Source organism: Streptomyces sp. NPDC101132 (genome assembly GCF_044759225.1).
In the GTDB taxonomy this organism is placed as follows: Bacteria; Actinomycetota; Actinomycetes; order Streptomycetales; family Streptomycetaceae; genus Streptomyces.
Window position 1 is genome coordinate 345,285 of record NZ_JBIVYX010000003.1, and the last position, 25,963, is coordinate 371,247.

25 protein-coding genes are annotated in these 25,963 nt (G+C 72.6%); 16 read left to right on the forward strand and 9 right to left on the reverse strand.

Annotation, left to right across the window (positions count from 1 at the left end; all coding sequences use genetic code 11):
• Positions 1–16 precede the first annotated feature (16 nt).
• From ACIQUR_RS09130 to ACIQUR_RS09145, 4 genes are all read right to left on the reverse strand, one after another.
• Positions 17–955, reverse strand: coding sequence for a zinc metalloprotease (locus ACIQUR_RS09130; RefSeq protein ID WP_403660700.1), 939 nt, complete (start codon positions 953–955; stop codon positions 17–19).
• 259 nt (positions 956–1,214) lie between these two features.
• Positions 1,215–2,879, reverse strand: a complete 1,665-nt coding sequence (locus ACIQUR_RS09135) for an alkaline phosphatase D family protein (RefSeq protein ID WP_403660703.1) — start codon at positions 2,877–2,879, stop codon at positions 1,215–1,217.
• Between the two features lie 97 nt (positions 2,880–2,976).
• On the reverse strand, positions 2,977–3,771 hold the full coding sequence (locus ACIQUR_RS09140) for a thioredoxin domain-containing protein (protein ID WP_403660706.1): 795 nt from the start codon (positions 3,769–3,771) through the stop codon (positions 2,977–2,979).
• A 50-nt stretch (positions 3,772–3,821) separates the two neighbouring features.
• A complete protein-coding gene (locus tag ACIQUR_RS09145; RefSeq protein WP_403660709.1) occupies positions 3,822–4,508 on the reverse strand; it encodes a hypothetical protein in 687 nt (228 codons plus the stop codon).
• Between the two features lie 189 nt (positions 4,509–4,697).
• Here ACIQUR_RS09145 and ACIQUR_RS09150 point away from each other — a divergent pair, with 189 nt between their 5' ends.
• Entirely contained in the window at positions 4,698–4,931 is a 234-nt protein-coding gene (locus ACIQUR_RS09150; RefSeq protein WP_403660712.1) for a hypothetical protein, read from the forward strand.
• Here ACIQUR_RS09150 and ACIQUR_RS09155 read toward each other — a convergent pair.
• Entirely contained in the window at positions 4,928–6,253 is a 1,326-nt protein-coding gene (locus tag ACIQUR_RS09155) for a DUF2252 domain-containing protein (RefSeq protein ID WP_403660714.1), read from the reverse strand. The genes ACIQUR_RS09150 and ACIQUR_RS09155 overlap by 4 nt on opposite strands.
• A 180-nt stretch (positions 6,254–6,433) precedes the next feature.
• Between ACIQUR_RS09155 and dnaE the strand changes: the two genes are divergently transcribed.
• Positions 6,434–9,973 carry a DNA polymerase III subunit alpha gene (gene dnaE / locus ACIQUR_RS09160; protein ID WP_403660717.1) on the forward strand — a complete coding sequence of 1,180 codons (3,540 nt, stop codon included), beginning with the start codon at positions 6,434–6,436 and terminating at the stop codon, positions 9,971–9,973.
• Between the two features lie 65 nt (positions 9,974–10,038).
• Here dnaE and ACIQUR_RS09165 read toward each other — a convergent pair whose 3' ends face one another.
• The gene (locus tag ACIQUR_RS09165; RefSeq protein ID WP_403660719.1) at positions 10,039–10,206 is read right to left on the reverse strand and encodes a hypothetical protein; all 168 of its coding nucleotides are present in this window, start codon (positions 10,204–10,206) and stop codon (positions 10,039–10,041) included.
• 205 nt (positions 10,207–10,411) lie between these two features.
• Here ACIQUR_RS09165 and ACIQUR_RS09170 point away from each other — a divergent pair, with 205 nt between their 5' ends.
• From ACIQUR_RS09170 to ACIQUR_RS09190, 5 genes are all read left to right on the forward strand, one after another.
• Entirely contained in the window at positions 10,412–11,875 is a 1,464-nt protein-coding gene (locus tag ACIQUR_RS09170; protein ID WP_403660721.1) for an NYN domain-containing protein, read from the forward strand.
• A gap of 114 nt (positions 11,876–11,989) precedes the next feature.
• On the forward strand, positions 11,990–13,051 hold the full coding sequence (locus ACIQUR_RS09175) for a hypothetical protein (protein WP_403660723.1): 1,062 nt from the start codon (positions 11,990–11,992) through the stop codon (positions 13,049–13,051).
• A gap of 11 nt (positions 13,052–13,062) precedes the next feature.
• Positions 13,063–14,109, forward strand: a complete 1,047-nt coding sequence (locus tag ACIQUR_RS09180; protein ID WP_403660726.1) for an ABC transporter ATP-binding protein — start codon at positions 13,063–13,065, stop codon at positions 14,107–14,109.
• Positions 14,106–14,906, forward strand: coding sequence for an ABC transporter permease (locus ACIQUR_RS09185; RefSeq protein WP_403660729.1), 801 nt, complete (start codon positions 14,106–14,108; stop codon positions 14,904–14,906). The genes ACIQUR_RS09180 and ACIQUR_RS09185 overlap by 4 nt, the downstream gene beginning before the upstream one ends.
• 34 nt (positions 14,907–14,940) lie before the next feature.
• Positions 14,941–15,582, forward strand: a complete 642-nt coding sequence (locus tag ACIQUR_RS09190) for a hypothetical protein (protein WP_403660732.1) — start codon at positions 14,941–14,943, stop codon at positions 15,580–15,582.
• Positions 15,583–15,661: 79 nt separating this feature from the next.
• On the opposite strand, the gene ybaK is transcribed toward ACIQUR_RS09190, so the two are convergent.
• From ybaK to ACIQUR_RS09205, 3 genes are read right to left on the reverse strand one after another with little or no spacing between them, the layout of a single operon-like run.
• On the reverse strand, positions 15,662–16,156 hold the full coding sequence (gene ybaK / locus ACIQUR_RS09195) for a Cys-tRNA(Pro) deacylase (RefSeq protein ID WP_403660735.1): 495 nt from the start codon (positions 16,154–16,156) through the stop codon (positions 15,662–15,664).
• Positions 16,157–16,176: 20 nt separating this feature from the next.
• Complete coding sequence (locus ACIQUR_RS09200; RefSeq protein WP_403660738.1) at positions 16,177–16,917, reverse strand: LON peptidase substrate-binding domain-containing protein; 741 nt, start codon at positions 16,915–16,917, stop codon at positions 16,177–16,179.
• Positions 16,918–16,951: 34 nt separating this feature from the next.
• Positions 16,952–18,481, reverse strand: coding sequence for an oxidoreductase (locus tag ACIQUR_RS09205; RefSeq protein ID WP_403661433.1), 1,530 nt, complete (start codon positions 18,479–18,481; stop codon positions 16,952–16,954).
• A gap of 182 nt (positions 18,482–18,663) precedes the next feature.
• On the opposite strand from ACIQUR_RS09205, the gene hisD reads away from it, so the two are divergent.
• The 9 genes from hisD (at position 18,664) to ACIQUR_RS09250 (ending at position 25,822) form a co-directional block, all read left to right on the forward strand.
• Positions 18,664–19,986, forward strand: a complete 1,323-nt coding sequence (gene hisD / locus ACIQUR_RS09210; RefSeq protein ID WP_403660742.1) for a histidinol dehydrogenase — start codon at positions 18,664–18,666, stop codon at positions 19,984–19,986.
• Positions 19,983–21,104, forward strand: a complete 1,122-nt coding sequence (locus ACIQUR_RS09215; RefSeq protein ID WP_403660745.1) for a histidinol-phosphate transaminase — start codon at positions 19,983–19,985, stop codon at positions 21,102–21,104. The genes hisD and ACIQUR_RS09215 overlap by 4 nt, the downstream gene beginning before the upstream one ends.
• Positions 21,101–21,694 (forward strand): imidazoleglycerol-phosphate dehydratase HisB, encoded by a 594-nt coding sequence (gene hisB / locus ACIQUR_RS09220; RefSeq protein WP_030209395.1) that lies wholly within the window; start codon positions 21,101–21,103, stop codon positions 21,692–21,694. The genes ACIQUR_RS09215 and hisB overlap by 4 nt, the downstream gene beginning before the upstream one ends.
• A gap of 2 nt (positions 21,695–21,696) precedes the next feature.
• Complete coding sequence (locus ACIQUR_RS09225; protein WP_403660748.1) at positions 21,697–21,864, forward strand: hypothetical protein; 168 nt, start codon at positions 21,697–21,699, stop codon at positions 21,862–21,864.
• The gene (hisH, locus tag ACIQUR_RS09230) at positions 21,861–22,508 is read left to right on the forward strand and encodes an imidazole glycerol phosphate synthase subunit HisH (protein WP_403660751.1); all 648 of its coding nucleotides are present in this window, start codon (positions 21,861–21,863) and stop codon (positions 22,506–22,508) included. The genes ACIQUR_RS09225 and hisH overlap by 4 nt, the downstream gene beginning before the upstream one ends.
• Positions 22,508–23,239 carry a bifunctional 1-(5-phosphoribosyl)-5-((5-phosphoribosylamino)methylideneamino)imidazole-4-carboxamide isomerase/phosphoribosylanthranilate isomerase PriA gene (priA, locus tag ACIQUR_RS09235; RefSeq protein ID WP_403660753.1) on the forward strand — a complete coding sequence of 244 codons (732 nt, stop codon included), beginning with the start codon at positions 22,508–22,510 and terminating at the stop codon, positions 23,237–23,239. Before hisH ends, priA begins: the two co-directional genes overlap by 1 nt.
• Entirely contained in the window at positions 23,236–23,631 is a 396-nt protein-coding gene (locus ACIQUR_RS09240; protein WP_403660756.1) for a RidA family protein, read from the forward strand. The genes priA and ACIQUR_RS09240 overlap by 4 nt, the downstream gene beginning before the upstream one ends.
• A complete protein-coding gene (gene hisF, locus ACIQUR_RS09245; protein ID WP_403660759.1) occupies positions 23,628–24,383 on the forward strand; it encodes an imidazole glycerol phosphate synthase subunit HisF in 756 nt (251 codons plus the stop codon). Before ACIQUR_RS09240 ends, hisF begins: the two co-directional genes overlap by 4 nt.
• A 68-nt stretch (positions 24,384–24,451) precedes the next feature.
• A complete protein-coding gene (locus ACIQUR_RS09250) occupies positions 24,452–25,822 on the forward strand; it encodes an MFS transporter (RefSeq protein WP_403660762.1) in 1,371 nt (456 codons plus the stop codon).
• Positions 25,823–25,963: the final 141 nt, after the last annotated feature.

Here is a 25,963-nt window from a genome sequence, read left to right on the forward strand (position 1 = left end):
GTAGAGCAGTGACCGGTCAGCCTGCGCGGTAAGCGCTCCAGCTGCTCTGCATGCGGCTCACCTGGCCGGCGGTGAACTGGTACATGCACGCGTCGTACGTGTAGTCCATGAAGTTGTGGATCGGGTCCGCACCGGGCTTGCTGGCGCAGGTGTCACGGCCCGTCGGGCACTGGTACGCGGCGCTCTTCTCGGCCGGGGTGTCGGAGACGTAGTCGCCGTTGCCGTTACAGCCGCCCTGGAAGGTGTGGTACAGGCCCATCCAGTGGCCGACCTCGTGGGTGGCGGTGTCACCCTCGTCGTAGTTGGTGGCCGAGCCGCCCGGCAGGGAGGCGTCGAGGACCACGACGCCGTCCATCTTCGGGCTGGAGGCGTACGAGCTCGGGAAGGTCGCCCAGCCGAGCAGGCCGCCGCCCAGGTTCGCGGTGTAGAAGTTCAGCGCGCCGGCGCCGCCCTTCCGCAGGGTGTTCTTCATGTCCTTCTCGGCCTGGGAGCCGGAGGTCAGGTTGTACCAGGAGGCGTTGTCCGTGTAGTCCGTGCCCGCCAGGGTGAACTGGAAGCCGGAGTTGACGTTGCCCGTGCCCTGGCCGGCGTACGCGGCGTTCAGGACGGCCAGCTGGTTGTTGATCTGCGTCGACGTCAGCTTGCCGGTGGTCCCGGAGTGGATGACGTGGAAGTAGACCGGGATGCTGGCACCGGCGGCGGCCAGCTGCTGCGGGCGCGACTTCGCGATCTTGCCCAGCTTCGCCTTGAGGTCCGCGTCCATGGCCTTGGCCTGGGCGTCGGTCACCGCGTTGGGCTCGGCCGCGTGGCTGTCCTTCGGGCGCGCCACACGGGCGTTGGCCGAAGTGGCGTCCTCCACGCACTTCTCGGCGCCGGTCTTCGGGGCGGCGGCGATGACGGTGGGGGCGGAAAGCGGGGAGAGGGCCAAGGCTCCAGCGAGTACGGCGGTACCCATGATGCGTCGGCGCAGAGTGGGGGATATGCGGGCAGAAGCGCGCACGTGTGCTCCTCGCGAACAAAGTTAACGGAGGGATCTCCTCACGATGGCGTGAAGCTTACGTGTCCATGTCAGTGATCCGTCAAGGATTTCTTGCCGAAACACGCTTGAGAGGCCCGGTTAACGTCAGAACGGCCCGCTGGCCGGAAATGTTCGACGGACCGTCAGCTTCCCCTGGGGGAGGCTCGACGGTCCGTCGGGTTCACGGGCGGGGCGGTCAGCGCACCGGGGTGTTCACCCGCTCGACCTTCTGCGTGCCGTTCAGCGTCCGGTAGGAGCGCGCCCAGGTGGCGGTCGCGTCCTGGCGGGTGCGGTCGGACAGCACGTAGTAGTCCATCTGCGAGCGCTCGGCGGTCACGTCCAGCACGCCGAAGCCGTGGGAGTCCATGTCCACCCACTTCACGTGCCGGTTGGCCGCCTTGATGGCCGTTGCGGCGGCCAGCGAGACCGTGTGCGGGGCCACGTGCAGCAGGTCGTCGATGTTGTCCGAGGTCACCGACGTGACGACGAACTCCGTGGCGGCCGACTTCGAGAGCGGGTACGTCGCGGCCGTGACCGGCACGTCGTTGGCCCAGGCCATGTGGATGTCGCCGGTCAGGAAGACGGTGTTCCGGATGTTCTTCTGGGTCAGGTGCGCCAGGAGTTCCCTGCGGTCGTCCGTGTAGCCGTCCCACTGGTCGACGTTGACGGCCAGGCCGCCCTGCGGCAGCCCCAGCAGCTCGGCCAGCGGGCCCAGCAGGTGGGCCGGCAGCGAGCCGAAGGCCACCGGCGAGATCATCACCGAGGTGCCCACGAGCTTCCAGGCCGCGGTGGAGGAGGCGAGGCCGGACTTCAGCCAGTCCAGCTGGGCGCGCCCGGTGATGGTGCGCTCCGGGTCGTCGACCGAGCCGCTGCCCGTCTTGGCCTGCTGCGAGCGGAACGAGCGCAGGTCGAGGAGGTGCAGGTCGGCGAGGGAGCCGAAGCGGAGGCGGCGGTAGACGGTGCCGGCGGTGGAGGTGCGTACCGGCATCCACTCGAAGTAGGCCTGCTTGGCGGCCGCGGCGCGGGCCGCCCAGTCGCCCTCGGTGCCGGGGGTGTGGTTCTCGGCGCCGCCGGACCAGGCGTCGTTGGCGATCTCGTGGTCGTCCCATATCGCGACGAGCGGGTGAGCGGCGTGCAGGGCCTGGAGGTCGGGGTCCGTCTTGTACTTGCCGTGCCGGGTCCGGTAGTCGGCGAGCGAGACGATCTCGTGCTTCGGCTCGTGCTGCCGCACCACGTACTTGGGCTCGGGGTAACCGCCGGAGCCGTACTCGTAGATGTAGTCGCCGAGGTGCAGCACCGCGTCGAGGTCGGTACGGGCGGCCAGGTGGCGGTACGCGGAGAAGTAGCCGGACTCCCAGTTGGCGCAGGACACCACGCCGAACCGGACGCCGGGGGTGGTCGCGTCGTGCGCGGCCGTGGTGCGGGTGCGGCCGGTGGCGGAGGTGACGCCGCCGGTCGCGAAGCGGAAGAAGTAGGAGGTCTCCGGGCGGAGTCCGCGGACGTCGGCCTTGACCGTGTGGTCGGCGGCGGCCGTGGCCGTGGTGGTGCCGGAGGCCACGATCCGGGCGAAGCCGCGGTCCTCGGCCACCTCCCAGGTCACGTCCGTGTCCGGGCCGAGGCCGGAGCCGGGCACGGCCTCCGGGGTGGGGGTGACGCGGGTCCACAGCAGGACCCCGTCGGGAAGCGGGTCGCCCGAGGCGACGCCGTGCAGGAAGGCTGCGGTGCCCTCGGCCGCGTACGCGGCCGACGTCCCCAGGGCGGCCTGCGCGGTGATCGGGGCGAGCGCGGCGGTGGCGGCGGCGGCCAGGACGACCGTGCGGCGGCGCGGCGCTGCGGCAGAAGAAGGGAGAAGACTGGTCACGGATGATCATATTACTGACCGGTATCAGTCCTCGTATAGACAACGGACGGGCCAACTCCTAGAGTTCGCCCGCCCGTTGCCGGAGCGTGTCCCGGTGTCAGCCCTTGAGGGCCTTGTCGATCGCCGCGGTGAACGCCTCGGGCGTCTGCGGGGTCTCGATCTTCTTGCCGTCCATCTTCAGGGTCGGGGTGCCCGTGACGCCGCTCTTGTCGAAGGTCTTCGACATCTCCAGGGCCCACTTCCGGAAGGTGCCGGCGTTCACGTCCTTCTTGAACGCCTCGTTGTTCTTCAGGGCCGGGACGCCGTCGGCGACCTTCAGCAGGTAGTCGGTCTTGGCGAACTTGTCCTGGGACTCCTCCGGGTGGTTCGCCGGCGAGTACAGCGCGGCCTTGTACTCCAGGAAGGCCTCGGGGCCGACGTTCAGCGCCGCGCCGAGGGCGGCCAGGGCCTCCTTCGAGCCGCTGCCGTTGTCGGAGTTGTCGATGAAGGTGGCACCGATGTACTTCAGCTTGTACTTGCCGGCCGCCACGTCCTTCTTCACCTGGTCGCCGACGGCCTGCTCGAAGGTGGCGCAGACGGGGCAGCGGGAGTCCTCGTACAGCTCCAGCGTCTTCTTCGCGTCCTTCTTGCCGATGACGACCGAGGTGCCGTCGGTGCCCTCGGTGTTCTTCGGGGCGGTCAGGGGCGCGTTCTCCGCGTCCTCCCAGACACCGGGCTTGTTGGCCTGCATGACCGCGAAGCCGATGCCGCCGGCCAGGGCGAGGACCGCGACGACCGAGCCGGCGACGATGACCTGGCGGCGGGCCTTGTCCTTCTTGGCCTGGCGCTCGCGCTCGGCGCGCATCCGCTCGCGGGCCGCGTCCTTGTTCGCCTTGCTGTTGCGGTTGCTCATGGTGGATCTCCGTGGAAGTGAAAGGTGTCGATGGTGGGGTGCTGCCGTGCTCAGGCGCCGAGGAGCGCCGAGCGGGGCGGTCCCCGCCGTCCCACGGAGTGCGCCGGGAAGCGCGTACGGGCCGGGACGCCCGCGCGGGCGGTCCGCACCGCGCGCCGGGCCGGAGCGGCACCGGCGGCCACGACGGCCACCGCGACCAGCAGCGGCCGGAAGGCGGCCGCGGCGACCGCGCCCACCAGCCGGACCAGCGCCCGCTCGCCGCGCCGCAGCCAGGCCGAGGCCAGCAGCCCCACCGAGACGTGCGCCGCCAGCAGCAGCCAGGGCGTCGCCGGGTCGGGTGAGGCGAGCAGCGCCACCGGGTCGGCCGCGTGGCCGGCGACCCCGGCCAGCGGGGCGCCCACCGGCGGGCCGCCGCAGAGCACGTCCAGGCCCATGGCCCGCAGCGGGCCGGAGACCGGCCCGCCGGAGGGGCCGTAACAGACGTCCTGCCCGGCGGTGAAGACGGTGTCCGCGGCCAGTTCCAGCGGCACCATCAGCCCGGAGATGTGCCAGAAGCCGCGCTCCCGGCCGGCGAGCGCGAAGGCGAGGACGAACACGGCCGCGAACATCCCGCCCACCAGCGCGGGCGGCAGCGGCACCCGTGACATCAGCACGTGGGTGGCGCCGGAGAGCATGACGACGAGCGCGCTGAACAGCGCCGCCCGCAGTGCCCTGAGCCGTACCCCTGAGATGTCCATCGGGCCGAAGTGTGCCACGAGTCCCTGTGAACCGGACCTAAAGACCCCCCGGTACGGGGAGTTCCGGCCGTCTCAGGGACGAAGGCCGGCCACCGTCTCGGGCGGCAGGTGGCGGGCCGGCACCTCCAGGGCGCGGGGGAGACATACCGCCGCCAGGGGCCGGCGCCCGCGCCGGCGGACGTGGCCCGCGTGCTGGGGATCGACCCCGCCACCGCGGACAAGGAGCCGGGGCTCACGCCCCAGCCCTTCGACGCGCGGCGCGTCGCGAACTTCGACTTCTTCCTGGACCACGCCTGCGCCGAGCGCCTGGCGGCGCTGCTGGGGACGGAGACGGCAGAGTTCCCGGGCGGGCACAACGGCAGCCTCACGCACCCGGCGGGCCACGCCGCGCGGCTGCGTGAGGTGCTGGGGGCGGCTGGCTAGCGGGTGAGGCGGCCGTTGCGGAAGAGGTCCACGAAGAGCTGGTGGTCGGCGCGGGCCCGGGCGCCGTACGCGTGGGCGAAGTCCACCAGCAGCTCGGCGAAGCCCTCCTCGTCCGCCGCGATGGCCGCGTCGATGGCCCGCTCGGTGGAGAACGGCACCAGCGACTGCCCGCTCTCGTCCTCGTCCGCCGAGGCGTGCATCGTGGCGGTGGCCCGGCCGAGGTCGGCCACGACCGCCGCGATCTCCTCGGGGTCGTCGATGTCCGACCAGTCCAGGTCGACGGCGTACGGGGAGACCTCGGCCACCAGCTGCCCGGAGCCGTCCAGCTCCGTCCAGCCCAGCCAGGGGTCGGCGTGGGCCTGGAGGGCGCGCTGGGAGATCACCGTGCGGTGGCCCTCGTGGTGGAAGTAGTCACGGACCGCCCGGTCCGTGATGTGCCGGGAGACCGCCGGGGTCTGCGCCTGCTTGAGGTAGATCACGACGTCGTTCTCCAGGGCGTCGCTGTGCCCCTCCAGCAGGATGTTGTACGACGGCAGGCCGGCCGAGCCGATCCCGACGCCGCGGCGGCCCACCACGTCCTTGACCCGGTACGAGTCCGGGCGCACCAGGCTGGACTCCGGCAGGGTCTCCAGGTAGCCGTCGAAGGCGGCGAGCACCTTGTAGCGGGTGGCCGCGTCCAGCTCGATCGAACCGCCGCCCGAGGAGAAGCGCCGCTCGTACTCCCGGATCTCGGTCATCGAGTCCAGCAGCGCGAAGCGGGTCCGGGAGCGGGCGTCGCGCAGGGCGCCCAGCAGCGGGCCCTCGGCGGTGTCCAGCGTGAAGGAGGGCACCTCCTCGTGCTTGGCGCCGGTGGCCAGCCGGTGGATCCGCTCGCGGTAGGCGCCCGCGTAGATCCGCACCAGCTCGCTGATCTGCTCGTCGCTGAGGGCCTTGGTGTAGCCGATCAGGGCCACCGAGGCGGCGAAGCGCTTGAGGTCCCAGGTGAAGGGGCCGACGTACGCCTCGTCGAAGTCGTTCACGTTGAAGACCAGGCGGCCGTGGGCGTCCATGTACGTGCCGAAGTTCTCCGCGTGCAGGTCGCCGTGGATCCACACCCGGCCCGTGCGCTCGTCCAGGTACGGGCCGCCGTGCCGCTCCCGCTCCAGGTCGGCGTAGAAGAGGCAGGCCGTGCCCCGGTAGAAGGCGAAGGCGGAGGCCGCCATCTTGCGGAACTTCACCTCGAAGGCCGTGGGGTCGGCGGCGAGGAGCTCGCCGAAGGCGGTGTCGAAGACGTCGAGGATCTGCTCGGCGCGCTGCTCGGACGTCGTCTCGGGGACCACCATGGGGTTCCTCCTGGTGCACGGGGTGTTACAGGCTCGGTCCGCCAGACGCTCGGACACGTGTTCCTGGTTCTGCAACGCCCGACCGTACCGGCGAGTGCCCGGGTTGTGTCACCCGCTCGACGTAGACTTCAACGCTGTCCCCCCATCCCGTCGGCGAACGTTCTCCGGAGGTCCAGCGCCGTGGCCAAGACGCCGTTCACGCACCTGCACGTACACACTCAGTACTCGCTGCTGGACGGTGCCGCGCGGCTCAAGGACATGTTCGCCGCCTGCAAGGACATGGGCATGACACACATCGCCATGTCCGACCACGGCAACCTCCACGGCGCCTACGACTTCTTCCACTCCGCCCAGAAGGCCGAGATCACCCCGATCATCGGCATCGAGGCGTACGTCGCCCCCGAGTCCCGGCGCAACAAGCGCAGGATCCAGTGGGGCCAGCCGCACCAGAAGCGGGACGACGTCTCCGGCTCCGGCGGTTACACGCACAAGACGATCTGGGCGGCGAACGCCACCGGCCTGCACAACCTCTTCCGGCTGTCCTCCGACGCGTACGCCGAGGGCTGGCTGACCAAGTGGCCGCGCATGGACAAGGAGACCATCAGCCAGTGGTCGGAGGGCCTGATCGCCTCCACCGGCTGCCCCTCCGGCGAGCTGCAGACCAGGCTCCGCCTCGGCCAGTTCGACGAGGCCCTGAAGTCGGCCTCCGAGTACCAGGACATCTTCGGCAAGGACCGGTACTTCCTGGAGCTGATGGACCACGGCATCGAGATCGAGCGCCGGGTCCGCGACGGCCTGCTGGAGATCGGCAAGAAGCTCGGCATCCCGCCGCTGGTGACCAACGACTCCCACTACACGTACGCCAGCGAGGCGACCGCCCACGACGCCCTGCTCTGCATCCAGACCGGCAAGAACCTCTCGGACCCGGACCGCTTCCGCTTCGACGGCTCCGGCTACTACCTCAAGTCCACGGAGGAGATGTACGCCATCGACTCCTCGGACGCCTGGCAGGAGGGGTGCGCCAACACCCGGCTGGTCGCGGACCAGATCGACACCGAGGGCATGTTCAAGTTCCGGAACCTGATGCCGAAGTTCGACATCCCGGAGGGCTACACCGAGGTCACCTGGTTCCGCGAGGAGACCATGCGGGGCATGCACCGCCGGTTCCCGAACGGCATCCCCGAGGACCGCATGAAGCAGGTCGAGTACGAGATGGACACGATCATCTCGATGGGCTTCCCCGGCTACTTCCTCGTGGTCGCCGACTTCATCATGTGGGCCAAGAACCAGGGCATCGCGGTGGGCCCCGGCCGTGGCTCCGCGGCCGGCTCGATCGTCGCGTACGCCATGGGCATCACCGACCTCGACCCCATCCCGCACGGCCTGATCTTCGAGCGCTTCCTCAACCCCGAGCGCATCTCCATGCCCGATGTCGACATCGACTTCGACGAGCGCAGGCGCGTCGAGGTGATCAGGTACGTGACGGAGAAGTACGGCGCCGACAAGGTCGCCATGATCGGCACGTACGGCACCATCAAGGCCAAGAACGCGATCAAGGACTCCGCGCGCGTCCTCGGCTACCCGTACGCCATGGGCGACCGCCTCACCAAGGCCATGCCCGCCGACGTCCTCGGCAAGGGCATCCCGCTCTCCGGCATCCTCGACCCCAACCACCCGCGGTACGGCGAGGCCGGCGAGATCCGCTCGATGTACGAGAACGAGCCGGACGTGAAGAAGGTCATCGACACCGCCATGGGCGTCGAGGGCCTGGTCCGCCAGATGGGCGTGCACGCGGCCGGCGTGATCATGTCCAGCGAGACGATCACCGACCACGTGCCCGTCTGGGTGCGGCACACCGACGGCGTCACCATCACCCAGTGGGACTACCCGAGCTGCGAGTCGCTCGGCCTGCTGAAGATGGACTTCCTCGGCCTGCGCAACCTCACGATCATGGACGACGCCGTCAAGATGGTGAAGGCCAACAAGGGGATCGACATCGATCTCCTGGCCCTGCCGCTCGACGACCCCAAGACCTTCGAGCTGCTCCAGCGCGGTGACACCCTCGGCGTCTTCCAGTTCGACGGCGGGCCCATGCGGTCCCTGCTGCGGCTGATGAAGCCCGACAACTTCGAAGACATCTCCGCCGTGTCCGCCCTGTACCGGCCGGGCCCGATGGGCATGAACTCGCACACGAACTACGCGCTGCGCAAGAACAAGCAGCAGGAGATCACCCCGATCCACCCCGAGCTGGAGAAGCCGCTCGAAGAGGTGCTCGCGGTCACCTACGGCCTGATCGTCTACCAGGAGCAGGTGCAGAAGGCCGCCCAGATCATCGCCGGGTACTCCCTCGGCGAGGCCGACATCCTCCGCCGCGTCATGGGCAAGAAGAAGCCCGAGGAGCTGGCGAAGAACTTCACGATCTTCCAGGCCGGCGCCCGGAAGAACGGCTACAGCGACGAGGCCATCCAGGCCCTCTGGGACGTTCTGGTCCCCTTCGCGGGCTACGCGTTCAACAAGGCCCACTCGGCCGCGTACGGACTGGTCTCCTACTGGACCGCGTACCTCAAGGCCAACCACCCGGCCGAGTACATGGCCGGCCTGCTCACCTCGGTCAAGGACGACAAGGACAAGTCCGCGATCTACCTGAACGAGTGCCGCCGCATGGGCATCAAGGTGCTCCCGCCGAACGTGAACGAGTCGGAGTCGAACTTCGCCGCCCAGGGCGACGACGTGATCCTCTTCGGCCTCACCGCCGTCCGGAACGTCGGCCAGAACGTCGTGGACTCGATCATCAAGACCCGCAAGTCCAAGGGGAAGTACGTCTCCTTCCCGGACTTCCTCGACAAGGTCGAGGCCGTGGTCTGCAACAAGCGCACCGTCGAGTCGCTGATCAAGGCCGGCGCCTTCGACGAGATGGGCCACACCCGCAAGGGCCTGGTCGCCCACCACGAGCCGATGATCGACAACGTGGTGGCGGTCAAGCGCAAGGAGGCCGAGGGCCAGTTCGACCTCTTCGGCGGCATGGGCGACGAGGACAGCAGCGAGCCGGGCTTCGGCCTGGACGTCGAGTTCTCCGACGTGGAGTGGGAGAAGTCCTACCTGCTCGCCCAGGAGCGCGAGATGCTCGGCCTGTACGTCTCCGACCACCCGCTCTTCGGCCTGGAGCACGTGCTCTCCGACAAGACGGACGCCGGCATCTCCCAGCTCACCGGCGGCGAGCACGCGGACGGCGCGGTCGTCACCATCGGCGGCATCATCTCCGGCCTCCAGCGCAAGATGACCAAGCAGGGCAACGCCTGGGCCATCGCCACCGTCGAGGACCTGGCCGGCTCCATCGAGTGCATGTTCTTCCCGGCCACCTACCAGCTGGTCTCCACCCAGCTGGTCGAGGACGCCGTGGTCTTCGTCAAGGGCCGCCTCGACAAGCGCGAGGACGTGCCCCGGCTGGTCGCCATGGAGCTGATGGTCCCGGACCTCTCGTCCGCCGGCACCAACGCGCCCGTGGTCCTGACCATCCCGGCGCTCAAGGTCACCCCGCCGATGGTGACCCGGCTGGGGGAGATCCTCCGCCACCACAAGGGCAACACCGAGGTCCGGATCAAGCTCCAGGGGCCCCGCACGACCACGGTGCTCCGGCTCGACCGGCACCGGGTCCAGCCCGACCCCGCCCTCTTCGGCGACCTGAAGGTCCTGCTCGGCCCGTCCTGCCTGGCCGGCTAGCACACGCACCGAAGGGCGCGCCCGGATCCTCCGGGCGCGCCCTTCGCGTCACTCCAGCGGGGGCGTCAGTTGTGGCCGAACCGCTTCTGCTTGCCCTTCCGGGCCATGTCCATCGGGCTCGGGGCCGAGGACGCGGGCTCGGAGACGGATTCCTGGGCGCCCCTGCCGTGCTCCTGCTGGGACGACCGGGCCTGCGGCTTGGAGGGCTGCTGGCGGTTCTTGTTCTTGGCCATGGTGAAGCCTCCTGTGGGGGTCTAGGGGCCAGGGCCGCCTTCACACTCACACACCCCCATAACCCGCGCATTTTGGATCTTTACTGTGCGTAGTCGGTGGAACCGTGGGATCCGCCACGCCGATGATCGAGTTCCGGCCGTCAACCCCCTTGCTCTCGGGCAGACTCGGGGAAAACTCCGGGAAGCAGTGCTCTCATGGAAGAGGGTGGAACGCGTGGACCGCTGCGTCGTCCTGGTGGACGCCGGCTACCTGCTGGGCGCCGCCGCGAGTCTCCTCGCAGGGGAGCCCTCGCGCTCCCGGATCACCGTCGACCACGCCGCCCTCATCCAGGGCCTGCGGGAGCGGGCCGAGGCCGACACCGAACGCCCCCTGCTCCGCATCTACTGGTTCGACGGCGCGCCCGACCGGGTGCCCCAGCCCGAGCACCGGCGACTGCGCGTGATGCCCCGGGTCACCGTCCGGCTGGGCGCCCTGACCCGCAGTGACGGCCGCTGGGCCCAGAAGGGCGTCGACGCGGCCATGCACGCCGAACTCACCGAACTGGCCAGAAACCGCGCCTGCTCGGACGTGGTGCTGGTGACCGGCGACGGTGACCTGCTGCCCGGCCTGATGTCCGCGAAGGAACACGGCGTGGCCGTCCACCTCTGGGCGGTCCAGGCGGCCGACGGCGACTACAACCAGTCGGAGGACCTGGTCGCCGAGGCCGACGAGCGGCGCGTGCTGGACCGGGCGTGGATCACCGGGGCCGTCCGGGCCAAGGAGACCACCGGCATCTGCGCACCCGCCCCGGCGCCGGGCCCCGAGATCGCCGCCATCCTCTCCGCCCCGCTCCCGGAGGCGGCCCTCGCCGAGGCCGCCAGGAACGCGGTGGCCGTCGGCCGCCCGGAGACCGGTCTGGGCGGCGCCCCGGGACTCGCGGGCGCACCCGGCCTCCCCGGCCCCGGCCTGCCGGGTACGGGCGTCCCGGGGGCCGGCCTGTCCGGTACGGGCGTGCCCGGCCCCGGCGTCCCCGTCCTGCCCGGCACGGGCGTGCCCGGCCCCGGAGTGCCCGCGGCCGGAGCCCCCGACGACGGGGGGCACCAGGGCGCGGGGGCGCCCGTACCCGCGCCCGCCGGCGGGCGGCCCGTACCCACCCCCAAGGACCTCGCCGGTCTCCGGGCCCCGGGCCCGGCCCCCGCCACCGGGCCCGGCGGGCAGCCGCCCGCGCCGGCCGGCGGCACGGCCACCCTGCGCTGGTCGTCGGACAAGGGGTGGATCGAGCGCGGCGGCCCCCTGGGCGAGCCCGCCGAGACCGCCTCCCTGCCCACCCTCGCCCAGCTCACCTCCGCCGAGCAGCGGTGGGCCGACCGGGAGGAGGACATCACCACGGTCGGCGGCGACCCCTTCGAGGTGGGCCAGGTCTTCGCCCGCCGCTGGATGGAACGCCTCCCGGAGACCGTCCACCTCCAGAAGCTCGCGGCCCTGTACCCGCGGATCCCGCACCGCATCGACGGCGAGCTGCTGCGCTACGCCGCCCGCTTCGGCCTCCTCGCCCACAAGGACGACCAGATCGACGAGCACGACCGCTACGCGATCAGGGCCGGCTTCTGGCGCGAGATCGACGTACGCGCGGCCGCGGAGCACATCACGGCCACGGCGACGGCCCCACCGGCCCCGGTCGCCGAGTAACCCGCCCGCCGCGATCTGCCGCATTCCGCCACCCCCGGGGCCGTTGCCGCGCGCCCCCGGCCGCTGCCAGCATCCGGAACCGAGCCGGCCGTACGGCTCCCCGAGGAGGCGTGGATGGCTGAGGCACCGGACCGTGCGGCACCGGCGGACCCGCCCGTACCGCCACCGCCCACCGGCTGGTCGACGTACCTGGACAACGCCGCGCCGGGCGTGCGCGAGCTGCCCCGGCGCCAGCGCTGGCGGTACGTCGCGGTCACCCTCGCGGCGGCCTTCGCGGGGGCCCTGGGTGCGTACCTCGTGTCCCTCGCGCTCGACGCGGCCACCGCGGAGACCGTCATCAAGGTGACGAAGGACGCGGAGGACCGGGTCGACCGGGCGGAGAAGCCCTTCACCGCGCAGGTGACGCATCCGGACCGCTCGACCGCGGACGCCGACTTCCCCGGCGTGTGGATGATCGTCCTGGACCACCGGCTCACGGCCGCAGAGCAGGAGCGCCTGGCCGCCATCCGCCCCGAGCGCGACTCGAAGGCCTTCGGCAGGCGGGTCTGGGCGCTGCTGCGGCCGCTGGGGGGACGGCTCATCGAGTTCGCGCCGATGATCCCGAACGCGTCCTCCGCCCACGCCCAGCGGTTCCGGCTCACCCTGTTCAGCGACCGCCAGGCCGGTCTGTCGGTCAAGGACATGCGGGCCAGGGTCGACTCCTGCGTCCCCTCGTCGGCCCGGACGCTCGTCGTCAACGTCCCGGCCGGCAACAGCCCTGTCGCGGGGATCGCCTGGGACGTGGGGGAGCGCTCGGAGGTGGCGCTCGTCGCGGACGACGGGGAGGCCCAGGGCAGGCCGTTCTTCGACGAGTTCCAGATCGACCTCGGCAACGGTCAGGCCCCCGGCGGCCTCCAGGTGACGGCGCTGATCGGGAACGGCCAGACCTGCCGGTGGCACATCGACGCGTACTACGAGGACACCGAGGGCCGGCACCCCGCCGTGCGGATCCAGGACGGCGGCAGGCCGCTGGTCACCGAGGGTCCGCCGGCCCGGCCCCGGCTGCTCTTCCAGATGGATCCCAAGCCGGCGGGCGGGCCGTGGGGCTGCCTCGGCGAGGTCGAGACGACCGCCTGCGTGCCCGAGCCGCAGCCGATGGCGCGCCCCGACGGCGTGGGGAGCGGGGCAACCCCGTAGGCTGCTCCCTCGTGAGCACGGGCACGGCACAGGCGGAACAGGGCGATCGGACCCCCTCCACGGGGACACCGGGTGGCTCGGGGACCGTCTGCGTGGTGCGTGACCTGGTCAAGACGTACCCCGCACTGCGCGGCGGGCGGGGCACGCCCGCCATGCCCGAGGTACGGGCCACCGACGGCATCTCGCTGGAGGTGCGCGGCGGCGAGGTCTTCGGGCTGCTCGGCCCCAACGGCGCCGGCAAGTCCACCCTCGTACGCCAGCTGACCGGCCTGCTCCGCCCCGACTCCGGCAGCGTCGAGCTGCTGGGCCACGACCTCGTGCGCCACCCCGAGCGGGCCTCCCGGCTGCTGGCCTACCTGGGCCAGGAGTCCACGGCCCTGGACGAGCTGACCGTGTCGCTCGCGGTGGAGACCACCGCCCGGCTGCGCGGGCTCGGCACCCGCGGGGCGCGGGCCGAGCGGGACGCCGTCCTCACCGAACTGGCCCTGACCGAGATCGCCGGCCGGCCCCTGAAGAAGCTGTCCGGCGGGCAGCGGCGGCTGGCCTGCTTCGCGACCGCCCTCGTCGGGGAACGGCCGGTGCTGGTGCTGGACGAGCCCACGACCGGCATGGACCCGGTGGCCCGGCGGGCCGTGTGGTCCGCCGTCGACCGGCGGCGCGCCGAGCGCGGTACGACGGTGCTGCTGGTCACCCACAACGTGATCGAGGCCGAGACCGTCCTGGACCGGGTCGCCGTCGTCGACCGGGGCCGGGTCATCGCCTGCGACACCCCGGCCGGACTCAAGGCGCGCGTCGCGGACGAGGTGCGGCTGGAGCTGGTGTGGCGCTCCGCCCCGCCGCTGGACGTGCCGGAGGTGGCCGCGCTGCGCCCGCTGGCCGCCGAGGCGGGGCGCAAGTGGGTGCTGCGGATGGGCCCGGACGAGGCACGGGCGGCGGTCGCCGCCGTGACCGGTGGGGCGGCCTTCGCGGCCCTGGACGATTTCACCCTCGCCACGCCGAGCCTGGAGGACGTGTACCTCGCGCTCGGCGGGCGGACGAAGGGGCTGGTGAAGGCATGACCGAGGCCGCTCTCGACGCGAGGGGCGCCGGTGCGGCCGGACCGGCGCCGCTCGCCCCGCGGGCCCGGCTGCTGCCCGCCCTCGCCGCCGTGTACCGGGCGCAGCTGTCCCGGGCCCGGGTGGCGCGGATCCCGCTGCTCTTCGTCGCGACCTTCCAGTCCGTCGGGATCATGATCCTGATGCGGGGCGTGGTGGACGGCGGCGCCGAGGCCCGCGCCGTGGTGGCCGGCTCCTCGGTGCTCGTCGTGGCCTTCGTCGCGCTGAACCTGCTGGCCCAGTACTTCGGCCAGCTGCGCGCCGGGGGCGGGCTCGACCACTACGCCACGCTGCCGGTGCCGCCGGCCTCCGTGGTGCTGGGCGCCGCCGCCGCGTACGCCTCCTTCACGGTGCCCGGGACGCTGGTGACGGCCGTGTTCGGCTGTCTGCTGTTCGGGCTGCCGATGGGCGGGCTGTGGGTGCTGGCGGCCGTGGTGCCGCTGGCCGGCGCCGCCCTCGCGGGGCTCGGCGCCGCCCTCGGGCTGCTGGCCCCGCGCCAGGAGCTGGCCACGCTGGCCGGTCAGCTCGGCATGTCGGCCGCACTGCTGCTGGGCGTGCTGCCGCCGGAGCGGATGCCCGCCCTGATCGTGTGGGCGCGGGACCTGCTGCCCTCCACGTACGGGGTGGAGGCCTTCGCCCGTACCTTCGCGCCGCACCCGGACTGGCCCGTGGTGCTGCTGGACCTGGCCGTGTGCGCGGCCGTGGGCGTGGTGTCCCTGGCCCTCGCCACCTGGGCGTACCGGCGGGCAGCGGTCCGCTGACGCGGGGACGGCGGTCACCTGGCACGATGTCGGGGTGACCGAAGCGAACACCGTGCCCGCCCATCCGGCCGAACCGGAGCCGGACCAGCCCACCTCGCCCTCCCTGGCCCAGTCCCTCAAGGACGGCGCGGCGGTCACGCTGGCCGTCTTCGTCGCCGGAGCGCTGCTGGCGCTGCTGTGGGCGTGGCTGGCCCCCCGGGTGCAGTACGTCTCCAACGGCGAGGCGGTCTTCCTCGCCGACACCGAGAACGAGGGCCGGATCGGCGCCGACGGCACCTTCTTCCTGCTCTCCCTCGGCTTCGGGCTGCTCAGCGGCCTCCTCGCGTTCCTGCTGCTCAAGCGCGGCGGGGTGGCCGTCGTGGTGGGCCTGGCGGTCGGGTCCGTGCTGGCCGCGCTGCTCGGCTGGCGCCTGGGCGTCCAGCTCGGCCCGTCGCGGGACCTGGTCGCCGCGGCGAAGGCCGCCGGCAAGGGCGTGCCGTTCGACGCGCCGCTCCAGCTGCTGGCGCACGGGGTGCTGCTGGTCTGGCCGATGACGGCGGTGGCCGTGCACCTGGCGTGCGTGGCGATGTGGGGTCCGCGCGACCCCGCCCCCGAGCTCGCCTGGCCGGGCGAGTACCCGCCGCCCCACGTGCACGCCGCCCGGGACACGCCGCGCGACACCACCCCCTCGTCGTAGCGGGGCGGGCCGCGCCGCCGGTACGTGTGAGCCCCCGACCGGCACTCCGGTCGGGGGCTCACACGTACGGGGGAGGGGCCTAGCCGCGCCCGATCGGCGCCAGCACCGCGCCGGTCAGCGCCGCCAGGTCGGCCGGGGCCAGCTCGACCTCCAGGCCGCGCCGCCCCGCCGACACGCAGATCGTGGTGTGCCCCGAGGCGGAGGAGTCCAGCACCGTGGGCAGCTTCCGGCGCTGGCCCAGCGGCGAGATGCCCCCGCGCACGTAGCCCGAGGACCGCTCGGCCGCCGCCGGGTCCGCCATCACGGCCTTCTTCGCGCCCAGCGCCGCGGCCAGGGCCTTCAGGTCCAGCGTGCCCGCCACCGGCACGACCGCCACCGCGAGCGCCCCGTCGACCTCGGCGACCAGGGTCTTGAACACCCGGTCGGGGGAGACGCCCAGCGCGGCGGCCGCCTCGTCGCCGTACGAGGCCACCGCCGGGTCGTGCGCGTACGCGTGCACGGTGAAGTCCGTGCCGGCGGCCGTCAGCGCCACCGTGGCCGGAGTGCCGGCCGCCTGCTTCGTCTTCTTCGCCATGACCGGATGACCGTCCCCGCTCAGTTCGGGCTCGTGGGCGCGCGCGTCAGGTCCACCGCCGGCAGCGACGGCAGGTGACGGATCACGGCCGTCTCGGACCGGAGCAGCTTCAGCTCCTCCGCCAGCCGGGTCGCCGTGTCCGGCGCCTGGAGCAGCCGCTGCTTCGCGGGGATGTCGAGCACGGCGGCCGCCGCGACCAGGTACGAGACCACCGACGGCTCGTCCGGCAGCTCCGCCGCCGTGGTCAGGGACCGCTCCCGCGCCCCCGCCAGCCGCTTCTGGTACGTACGGAAGGCCCGCAGCACGCCCTCCGCCAGCGCGCCCGCCCCGTCGCCCGGGTCCTCCGGCAGCTCCTCCAGCTCCGCGACCAGGTACGCGCCGCTCGCGTCGACGGACACCAGCCGCACCCGGGTCGTGCCGGTGGCCAGCACCTCGAAGCTGCCGTCCTCACGCTCGCGGATGGTGGCCGCGTCCGCGATGCAGCCCACCCGGTGGAAGGCCTGGAGTGGATCGGCGCCGAAGCCGGCCGTCGGGCCCTTCTCCGGGAGCGTCGTCTGGTCCGGCAGGCCGGGTGCGGTCGGCGCCACCTCGCGGCCGTCGCGGATCGCGACGACGGCGAACCGGCGCGGCTCGTCGTCACCGGACTTCAGCAGGTCGCGCATCATGGCGCGATAGCGCTCCTCGAACACGTTCAGGGGCAGGACGAGCCCCGGGAACAGCACCGAGTTCAGGGGGAAGAGCGGCAGGCGAACGGTGGTCACGAGCGTCAGGGTAATGGCCCGGACGGCCCACGCGTCACCCCCGCCTGAGCAGCCGCGAGGCCCCGGCCGCCACGGTGGTCGCCAGGATCCACCCCAGCAGCACCAGCGCGGCCGCGACCCACTGCCAGGCACCCGCCAGCCGCCAGTACCCGTCCTGCCCGAGGTTGATCACCGGCAGCAGGAGGTCCAGGGCGTAGAGGACCGGGTTCCACTCCGGGTGTTCGTCCGGCTTGATGGCCGGCGGATCATGGCGCGAAAACGCCACCGCGCCCGCCGCCCACAGCACCGCCATCCACAGCGCGGCCCGGCCCGGCTGGTAGCCGTAGGCCACCGTCCAGTCCTGCAGGAACCCCCACAGCTTGGCCGCCAGCGGCAGCGTCTCGCGCCGCCTGCGCTGCTTGGCCAGCAGCACCTCCCGGGCGTCCGCGTCCTCCCCGCTGTTGCGCAGCACCGCCGCCAGCCGCTCGTACGGCTCCGGCGAGTACTCCGGGGTCGCCGCCTCCACCCACTCCAGCCGCCGCACCAGCGGGAAGTGCCCGCGGGGCGCGAGGTGCTCGTACGAGAAGCCGTCCATCGCGAAGCCGCCGGGGCCCGGCCAGCTCAGCGAGGTGTCCACCAGCTTCACCACCTTGGCCCCCGACAGCACCACCCGCCCCTGCTCCGGCCGCTCCCCGACGAACCGCAGCTCCGGCGTCTGGATCCGGCGCAGCGACACCTCCTGGTCCGAGGCCAGCAGGAAGCGCGCCCCGTAGAAGTCCACCGCGTCGCCGAACCGGCCGTCGTCCAGCCGCAGCCCGCCCCGGCAGTCGAAGCGCTGCACCCGCGCCCCGCGCACCGGCGTGTTGCTGATGCCGTACGGGGGAGTGGAGCCGGCCTCGGAGTCCACCGCCACCGACGTGAGGTACAGGGTGCGCTCCACGGTCAGCTGCGGGGCGTTCAGCGCCCGCCTGCCGTAGGGGTTGCGCAGCTTCGCGCCGCGCAGGCTCATCGACACGCCGACCTTCGCCCCGCGCAGGCTGATCTCCCCGTACGCCTCCAGCATCTCCGCCTGGAAGTCCTGCGCCACCGACATGCCGTCCGCGGCGATCGCCCGGCCGCGCCGGTCCCGCTGCACCACCAACTGGCTGATCAGCAGGTCCGTGCCGATCTGCGCGTCCGTGAGCCGGATCCCGCGCGCCACCCGGCAGCGCGGCAGGTGCAGGTCGCCCTCGGTGTGCAGCCGGGCCGCCTCGACCCGGGGTATCGCGCAGCGCACCAGCCGCAGCGTGGTGAACTTCGCCTCCGGCAGCAGCAGCTCGTTGTCGAACCGGCAGGCCTGGAGCTCCACGTACGGCTCCACCGAGCCGCCCGAGAGGTCGAGCCGCCCCATGATCCGCGCGCCGCGCAGCTTGAGCGAGTGCACCCGCCCGGGCACCGGCGGCGGCCCGCTGAGCAGCAGCAGCGCCACGACCTCGGCGCGCACGCTCCGCTCGGGCCCCCACACCCGGTCGGCGAAGGGGTCGTCCAGGTCCTCGGCGTGCGCCGAGAGGTCGCACACGCTGCCCGTCCGGAACGCCCGCCACATCCGCAGCTCCGGCTCCGTCAGATCCTCCGGCGCCCCCTCGGCGCGCGTATCCTCCACCACGGCCCCCCCGTTCCCCGTCGGCCCCTTTCCCGCAAGGTAGCCGCAGGGTGTGACGTCCGGGGCGTGTATCAGCCAGTGATACGGACGACCGGTGGTGGTGGACGGTCTGAGAGAATCGGAGGGTGATCTCTCGTATCGACCTGCGCGGCGACGCCCTCCCCGAGGGTGGAGCCCTGCGCGATCTGCTGCCCCGTGCCGAGTTCGACGTGGAAGCCGCCCTGGACAAGGTGCGGCCCATCTGCGAGGACGTGCATCATCGCGGCACCGCGGCGCTGATCGAGTACGCGCAGAAGTTCGACGGAGTCACCCTGGAGCGCATCCGGGTGCCCGCGGAGGCCCTCGCCAAGGCCCTGGCCGAGCTCGACCCCGCCGTACGCGCCGCCCTGGAGGAGTCCATCCGGCGCGCCCGCATCGTCCACGCCAACCAGCGCCGCACCGAGCACACCACCCAGGTCGTCCCCGGCGGCACCGTCACCGAGAAGTGGGTGCCCGTCGAGCGCGTGGGCCTCTACGCGCCCGGCGGCCGCTCGGTGTACCCGTCGTCCGTCGTGATGAACGTCGTCCCGGCCCAGGAGGCGGGCGTCGAGTCCATCGCGCTCGCGTCCCCGCCGCAGGCCGAGTTCGACGGCCTGCCGCACCCGACGATCCTGGCCGCCTGCGCGCTGCTCGGCGTCGACGAGGTGTACGCCGCCGGCGGCGCCCAGGCCGTCGCGATGTTCGCGTACGGCACGGACGAGTGCGCCCCCGCGAACATGGTCACCGGCCCCGGCAACATCTGGGTCGCGGCCGCCAAGCGCTACTTCACCGGCCGCATCGGCATCGACACCGAGGCCGGCCCGACCGAGATCGCGATCCTCGCCGACGCGACGGCCGACCCGGTGCACGTCGCCGCCGACCTGATCAGCCAGGCCGAGCACGACCCGCTGGCCGCCGCCGTGCTCGTCACGGACTCCGAGGAGCTCGCGGCCGCCGTCGAGAAGGAGCTGGAGCCGCAGGTCGCGGCGACCCGGCACGTCGAGGACCGGATCCGGCCCGCCCTGGCCGGCAAGCAGTCCGCCATCGTGCTGGTGCGCGACCTGGAGGACGGCCTGAAGGTCGTCGACGCGTACGGCGCCGAGCACCTGGAGATCCAGACCGCCGACGCCGCCGCCCGGGCCGCCCGGGTCCGCAACGCCGGCGCGATCTTCGTCGGCCCCTGGGCACCGGTCTCCCTGGGCGACTACTGCGCGGGCTCCAACCACGTGCTGCCCACCGGCGGCTGCGCCTGCCACTCCTCCGGCCTGTCCGTCCAGTCCTTCCTGCGCGGCATCCACATCGTCGACTACACGCGCGACGCCCTCGCCGAGGTCACCCACCACGTGGTGACGCTGGCCGAGGCCGAGGACCTCCCCGCGCACGGCGCCGCCCTCAAGGCGCGCTTCGGCTGGAAGGTGCCCGGCCAGTGACCTCGTACGACGGCGTCGGCATCGACGACCTCCCCATCAGGGACGAACTGCGCGGCAAGTCCCCGTACGGCGCCCCCCAGCTCGACGTGCCCGTCCAGCTGAACACCAACGAGAACCCCTACGAGCTGCCCGAGCCGCTCGTACGCCGGATCGCCGAGCGCGTCGCCGAGGCGGCCCGCACCCTCAACCGCTACCCCGACCGGGACGCGGTCGAGCTGCGCACCGAGCTGGCGAAGTACCTCACGCGCACCGGGAAGCACGCGGTCGCCAAGGAGAACGTCTGGGCCGCCAACGGCTCCAACGAGGTGATCCAGCAGCTGCTGCAGACCTTCGGCGGCCCCGGCCGCACCGCGATCGGCTTCGAGCCCTCGTACTCGATGCACGGCCTGATCGCCCGCGGCACCGGCACCGGCTGGATCTCCGGCCCCCGCCGCGAGGACTTCACCATCGACGTCGAGGCGGCCGCGGCGGCCATCGCCGAGCACGCCCCGGACGTCGTCTTCGTCACCTCGCCCAACAACCCCACCGGCACGGCGGTCGAGGCCGGGACGGTCCTCGCCCTCTACGAGGCGGCCCAGGCGGCCAAGCCCTCCCTGGTGGTCGTGGACGAGGCGTACGTGGAGTTCAGCCACCGCGACTCGCTGCTGCCCCTCATCGAGGGCCGGCCGAACCTGGTGGTCTCCCGGACCATGTCCAAGGCCTTCGGCGCGGCCGGACTGCGCCTGGGCTACCTCGCCGCGCACCCGGCCGTCGTGGACGCGGTCCAGCTGGTGAGACTGCCGTACCACCTGTCGGCCGTCACCCAGGCCACGGCCCTGGCCGCCCTGGAGCACACCGACACCCTGCTCGGCTACGTCGAGCAGCTCAAGGCCGAGCGGGACCGGCTGGTCGCCGAACTGCGCGCGACCGGCTACGAGGTCACCGAGTCCGACGCGAACTTCGTGCAGTTCGGCAGGTTCGAGGACTCCCACACCGCCTGGCAGCGGATCCTCGACCGGGGCGTCCTGGTCCGGGACAACGGAGTACCCGGGTGGCTGCGGGTGACCGCGGGCACCCCGGCGGAGAACGACGCGTTCCTGGAAGCGGTTCGCGCACTGAAGAAGGAGCAGCAGGCATGAGCCGCATCGGACGGGTCGAACGGACCACCAAGGAGACCTCGGTCCTCGTCGAGATAGACCTCGACGGCACCGGCAAGGTCGACGTCTCCACCGGCGTGGGCTTCTACGACCACATGCTCGACCAGCTCGGCCGCCACGGCCTCTTCGACCTCACGGTCAAGACCGACGGCGACCTGCACATCGACTCGCACCACACCATCGAGGACACCGCCCTCGCCCTCGGCGCCGCCTTCAAGCAGGCCCTGGGCGACAAGGTCGGCATCTACCGCTTCGGCAACTGCACCGTGCCGCTGGACGAGTCCCTCGCCCAGGTCACCGTCGACCTCTCCGGCCGCCCGTACCTCGTGCACACCGAGCCCGAGAACATGGCGCCGATGATCGGCGCGTACGACACCACGATGACCCGGCACATCCTGGAGTCCTTCGTGGCCCAGGCGCAGATCGCCCTGCACGTGCACGTCCCGTACGGCCGCAACGCCCACCACATCGTGGAGTGCCAGTTCAAGGCGCTGGCCCGGGCCCTGCGCTACGCGTCGGAGCGCGACCCGCGCGCCGCCGGCATCCTGCCCTCCACGAAGGGCGCCCTCTGACCGTGACCGGCCTGTCCACCATCCTGATCGTCGTCGGCCTCTTCCTGGCCGGCGGCGTCTACTCCTTCCAGAAGCAGCAGATGCCCAAGGGCATCGTCGTGCTGCTGGCCATCGGCTCCGCGATGTGTCTGCTCGCCGGAGTCCTGCGGATCCAAGGAATCTGGGAATGAGCGCGAAGAGCGGCAAGAAGGTCGTGGTCTTCGACTACGGCTTCGGCAACGTCCGGTCCGCCGAGCGGGCCCTGGCCCACGTCGGCGCGGACGTGGAGATCACCCGCGACTACGACAAGGCGATGGACGCCGACGGACTTCTGGTCCCCGGCGTCGGCGCCTTCTCCGCCTGCATGCAGGGCCTCAAGGACGCCCGCGGCGACTGGATCGTCGGCCGCCGGCTGTCCGGCGGCCGCCCCGTGATGGGCATCTGCGTCGGCATGCAGATCCTCTTCGAGCGGGGCATCGAGCACGGCGTGGAGACCGAGGGCCTCGACGAGTGGCCCGGCACGGTCGAGCCCCTCAAGGCGCCCGTCGTCCCGCACATGGGCTGGAACACCGTCGACGCGCCCGCGGACAGCGAGCTGTTCGCCGGCCTCGACGCCGACGCCCGCTTCTACTTCGTGCACTCCTACGCCGTGCGCGCGTGGACGCTGGAGGTCACCAACCCGCGGATCACCGCCCCCAAGGTCACCTGGGCCACCCACGGCGAGCCCTTCGTCGCCGCCGTGGAGAACGGCGCCCTGTGGGCCACGCAGTTCCACCCCGAGAAGTCGGGCGACGCCGGAGCGCAGCTCCTCACCAACTGGATTGGCACCCTCTGATGGCCGACAAGAAGCTCGAACTCCTCCCCGCCGTCGACGTGCGCGACGGCCAGGCCGTCCGCCTCGTCCACGGCGAGTCCGGCACGGAGACCTCGTACGGCTCCCCGCTCCAGGCGGCCCTCGCCTGGCAGGCGGCGGGCGCCGAGTGGCTCCACCTGGTCGACCTCGACGCCGCCTTCGGCACCGGCGACAACCGCGACCTGGTCGCGGAGATCACCCGCGCCATGGACATCAAGGTCGAGCTGTCCGGCGGCATCCGCGGCGACGCCTCGCTCGCCAAGGCCCTGGCCACCGGCTGCACCCGCGTCAACCTCGGCACCGCCGCCCTGGAGACCCCCGAGTGGGCCGCCAAGGCCATCGCCGAGCACGGCGACCGGATCGCCATCGGCCTCGACGTGCGCGGCACCACCCTCAAGGGCCGCGGCTGGACCAGCGACGGCGGCGACCTCTACGAGACCCTCGCCCGCCTCGACTCCGAGGGCTGCGCCCGCTACGTCGTCACCGACATCGCCAAGGACGGCACGCTCACCGGCCCCAACCTGGAGCTGCTGAAGAACGTCTGCGCCGCCACCGACCGGCCCGTCGTCGCCTCCGGCGGCGTCTCCTCGCTGGCCGACCTGCGCGCCATCGCCGAGCTGGTGCCGCTGGGCGTCGAGGGCTCCATCGTCGGCAAGGCCCTGTACGCCAAGGCGTTCACCCTGGAAGAGGCCCTGGAGGCGGTGTCCCGGTGACCGAGGTCAAGCGCATCTCCTCCGGCGGCCCCTGGGAGGACGTGATCGCGTACTCCCGCGCGGTCGAGCTGCCCAACGGCATGGTGCTGGTGTCCGGCTGCACCTCGGCGCTCGACGGCGCGGCCGGCCACGGCAACCCGTACGAGCAGACGGTCAGCGCCTTCGGCGTGGCCCTGAAGGCGCTCGCCCAGGTCGGTCTGGGCGCCGAGCACGTGGTCAGGACCCGGATGTACCTGACGCACGCCCGGGACGTCGACGAGGTGGGCCGCGCCCACAAGGAGCTCTTCGACGCCGTCCGCCCCGCCAGCACGATGGTGATCGTCGCCGGTCTCGTCGACCCCAACCTGGTCGTCGAGGTCGAGGTCGAGGCCTACCGGGGAGGTGCGGCATGACCCTGGCCGTACGCGTCATCCCCTGCCTGGACGTCGACAACGGCCGGGTCGTGAAGGGCGTCAACTTCCAGAACCTGCGCGACGCGGGCGACCCCGTCGAGATGGCCAAGCTCTACGACGCCGAAGGCGCCGACGAGCTGACCTTCCTCGACATCACCGCCTCCTCCGGCAACCGGGAGACCACCTACGACGTGGTGCGCCGCACCGCGGAGCAGGTCTTCATCCCGCTCACCGTGGGCGGCGGCGTGCGCACCGCGGAGGACGTGGACAAGCTGCTGCGGGCCGGCGCGGACAAGGTGGGCGTCAACACGGCGGCCATCGCCCGGCCGGAGCTGATCCAGGAGATCGCCGAGCGCTTCGGACGGCAGGTGCTCGTCCTGTCGGTCGACGCCCGCCGCACCGCCTCCGGGTCCTTCGAGGTCACCACCCACGGCGGTCGCCGGGGCACCGGCATCGACGCGGTCGAGTGGGCCCACCGGGCCGCGGAGCTGGGCGCGGGCGAGATCCTGCTCAACTCGATGGATGCCGACGGCACCAAGGACGGCTACGACATCGAGATGATCGCGGCCGTCCGCAAGCACGTGACCGTCCCGGTGATCGCCTCCGGCGGCGCCGGCCGGCTGGCGGACTTCCCGCCGGCCATCGAGGCGGGGGCCGACGCGGTGCTGGCCGCCTCGGTGTTCCACTTCGGCGACCTGCGGATCTCGCAGGTCAAGGACAGCCTCCGGGAGGCGGGCCACCCGGTCCGCTGACCGGAAACCGCTTGCCGGGCCCGCCCGTGCCGCCCCTAAAATGGTCCAGACCAACTGGGGGAGGCCGGGTGGGCCCGAAGGCCGCGTACCGCGACGGGAACGTACTGCGCTGGCTGTTCGCGTACGCCGCCTCGCTGATCGGCGACGGGGTGTACTTCCTCGCGCTGGGCTGGGCGGCGGCCCGCGCGGCCGGGCCCGCCGAGGCCGGCGTGGTGATGGCCGCCGGAGCCGTGCCGAGGGCCCTGCTGATGCTGGGCGGGGGAGTGGTCGCCGACCGCTTCGGACCCCGCCTGGTCGTGGTCTCCTCGGACGCCGTGCGCTGCGCCGTCGTCCTCGCCGTGGCCGCGGCCGTCTGGACGAGCACCCCCGGCCTGTGGGCCCTCACGCTGGTCGCCCTGGTCTTCGGCGCCGTCGACGCGCTCTTCATGCCCGCGGTCGGCGCCCTCCCGCCCCGGATCGCCGGCCCCGGCCAGCTCGTCCGCGTCCAAGGCATGCGCAACCTCGTGGAACGCGTCGGCCACACCGCGGGGCCACCCCTGGCGGGCCTCGCCATGGGCGTGGCCGGACCGGGCGCGGCCTTCGCCGTGGCGGGCGCGCTGTTCGCCGTCTCGCTGGTCCTGCTGCTGGCCGTACGCATCAGCCCCCTGCCGGCCCGGACGTTGGGCGACGGTTCCGCGGGGGCGGGGGCTGGGGGTGGGGCTGCGGCCGACGGGTGCGCGGCCGACCGGACTGCGGGCGACGGGGCCTCCGCTGGTGGGGCTGCGGTTGGTGGGGGCACGGGTGGTGGGGCCGCCGGTGCGCCGGAGCGCGGGAGCGAGCCGGCCGAGTCCCCCTGGCGGCAGTTGCGCCGCGGCCTCGCCTACATCAGGCGGCACCCCGTCATCGGTCCGCTGGTCGTCTCCGGGGCGCTCAGCCAGCTCGGCATCTCCGCGCCCCTCACGCTCGGCCTGATCCTGCTCGCCGGGGAACGCGACTGGGGCCCCGCCGGCGTCGGCTGGATCGTCGGTGCCTTCGGCGTGGGCGCGGCCTCCAGCGCCCTGGTCCTCACGCTCGTCCCCCGCGTGCCGAAGGCCGGGGCCGTGCAGAACGCCACCCTGATCGTCGGCTCGGCCGGCATAGGCGCCCTCGCGCTGACCCCCAGCCTGCCCGCCGCCGTGGTGCTGGCCCTGGTCACCGGACAGGTCTGCGGGGTCTGCGGAGGCCTGGCCGTCGCCCTGATCCAGAGCGCGACCGACCCCCGCTACCTGGGCCGGGTCAGCTCCGTGATGGCCTTCACCGCCGTCGGCATGGCCCCGATGACCTACCCGGTCTTCGGGTTCGCGGCAGGCCTCTTCGGCACCGTGCCGGTCTTCCTCGCGGGCGGGCTGCTCAGCATGGCCGGGGCGATCGTCGGCACCTCGGCCCCCGCCGTCCGACGGGCGGAGCTGGCCTTCGCCTGACGGCCGGGGGCCGGTGGTCCGTCGGGGGGCCGTCGGGGGGCCGTCGGGGTGGTCCGCTGGTGGTCCGTCGGGGGGGTGCTGGTGGTCCGTCCGTCCGTCCGCCGTCCGCCGTCCGCCGGCGGTTCGTTGTGCGTCCGCCGG

Bases quoted from the DNA above. Each gene is read 5' to 3' on its own strand.
- ACIQUR_RS09130 (WP_403660700.1), bottom strand. From the start codon at position 955: ATGGGTACCGCCGTACTCGCTGGAGCCTTGGCCCTCTCCCCGCTTTCC.
- ACIQUR_RS09140 (WP_403660706.1), bottom strand. From the start codon at position 3,771: ATGAGCAACCGCAACAGCAAGGCGAACAAGGACGCGGCCCGCGAGCGG.
- ACIQUR_RS09145 (WP_403660709.1), bottom strand. From the start codon at position 4,508: ATGGACATCTCAGGGGTACGGCTCAGGGCACTGCGGGCGGCGCTGTTC.
- ACIQUR_RS09155 (WP_403660714.1), bottom strand. From the start codon at position 6,253: ATGGTGGTCCCCGAGACGACGTCCGAGCAGCGCGCCGAGCAGATCCTC.
- ACIQUR_RS09165 (WP_403660719.1), bottom strand. From the start codon at position 10,206: ATGGCCAAGAACAAGAACCGCCAGCAGCCCTCCAAGCCGCAGGCCCGG.
- ACIQUR_RS09175 (WP_403660723.1), top strand. From the start codon at position 11,990: ATGGCTGAGGCACCGGACCGTGCGGCACCGGCGGACCCGCCCGTACCG.
- ACIQUR_RS09185 (WP_403660729.1), top strand. From the start codon at position 14,106: ATGACCGAGGCCGCTCTCGACGCGAGGGGCGCCGGTGCGGCCGGACCG.
- ybaK (WP_403660735.1), bottom strand. From the start codon at position 16,156: ATGGCGAAGAAGACGAAGCAGGCGGCCGGCACTCCGGCCACGGTGGCG.
- ACIQUR_RS09205 (WP_403661433.1), bottom strand. From the start codon at position 18,481: ATGTGGCGGGCGTTCCGGACGGGCAGCGTGTGCGACCTCTCGGCGCAC.
- hisB (WP_030209395.1), top strand. From the start codon at position 21,101: ATGAGCCGCATCGGACGGGTCGAACGGACCACCAAGGAGACCTCGGTC.
- hisH (WP_403660751.1), top strand. From the start codon at position 21,861: ATGAGCGCGAAGAGCGGCAAGAAGGTCGTGGTCTTCGACTACGGCTTC.
- priA (WP_403660753.1), top strand. From the start codon at position 22,508: ATGGCCGACAAGAAGCTCGAACTCCTCCCCGCCGTCGACGTGCGCGAC.
- hisF (WP_403660759.1), top strand. From the start codon at position 23,628: ATGACCCTGGCCGTACGCGTCATCCCCTGCCTGGACGTCGACAACGGC.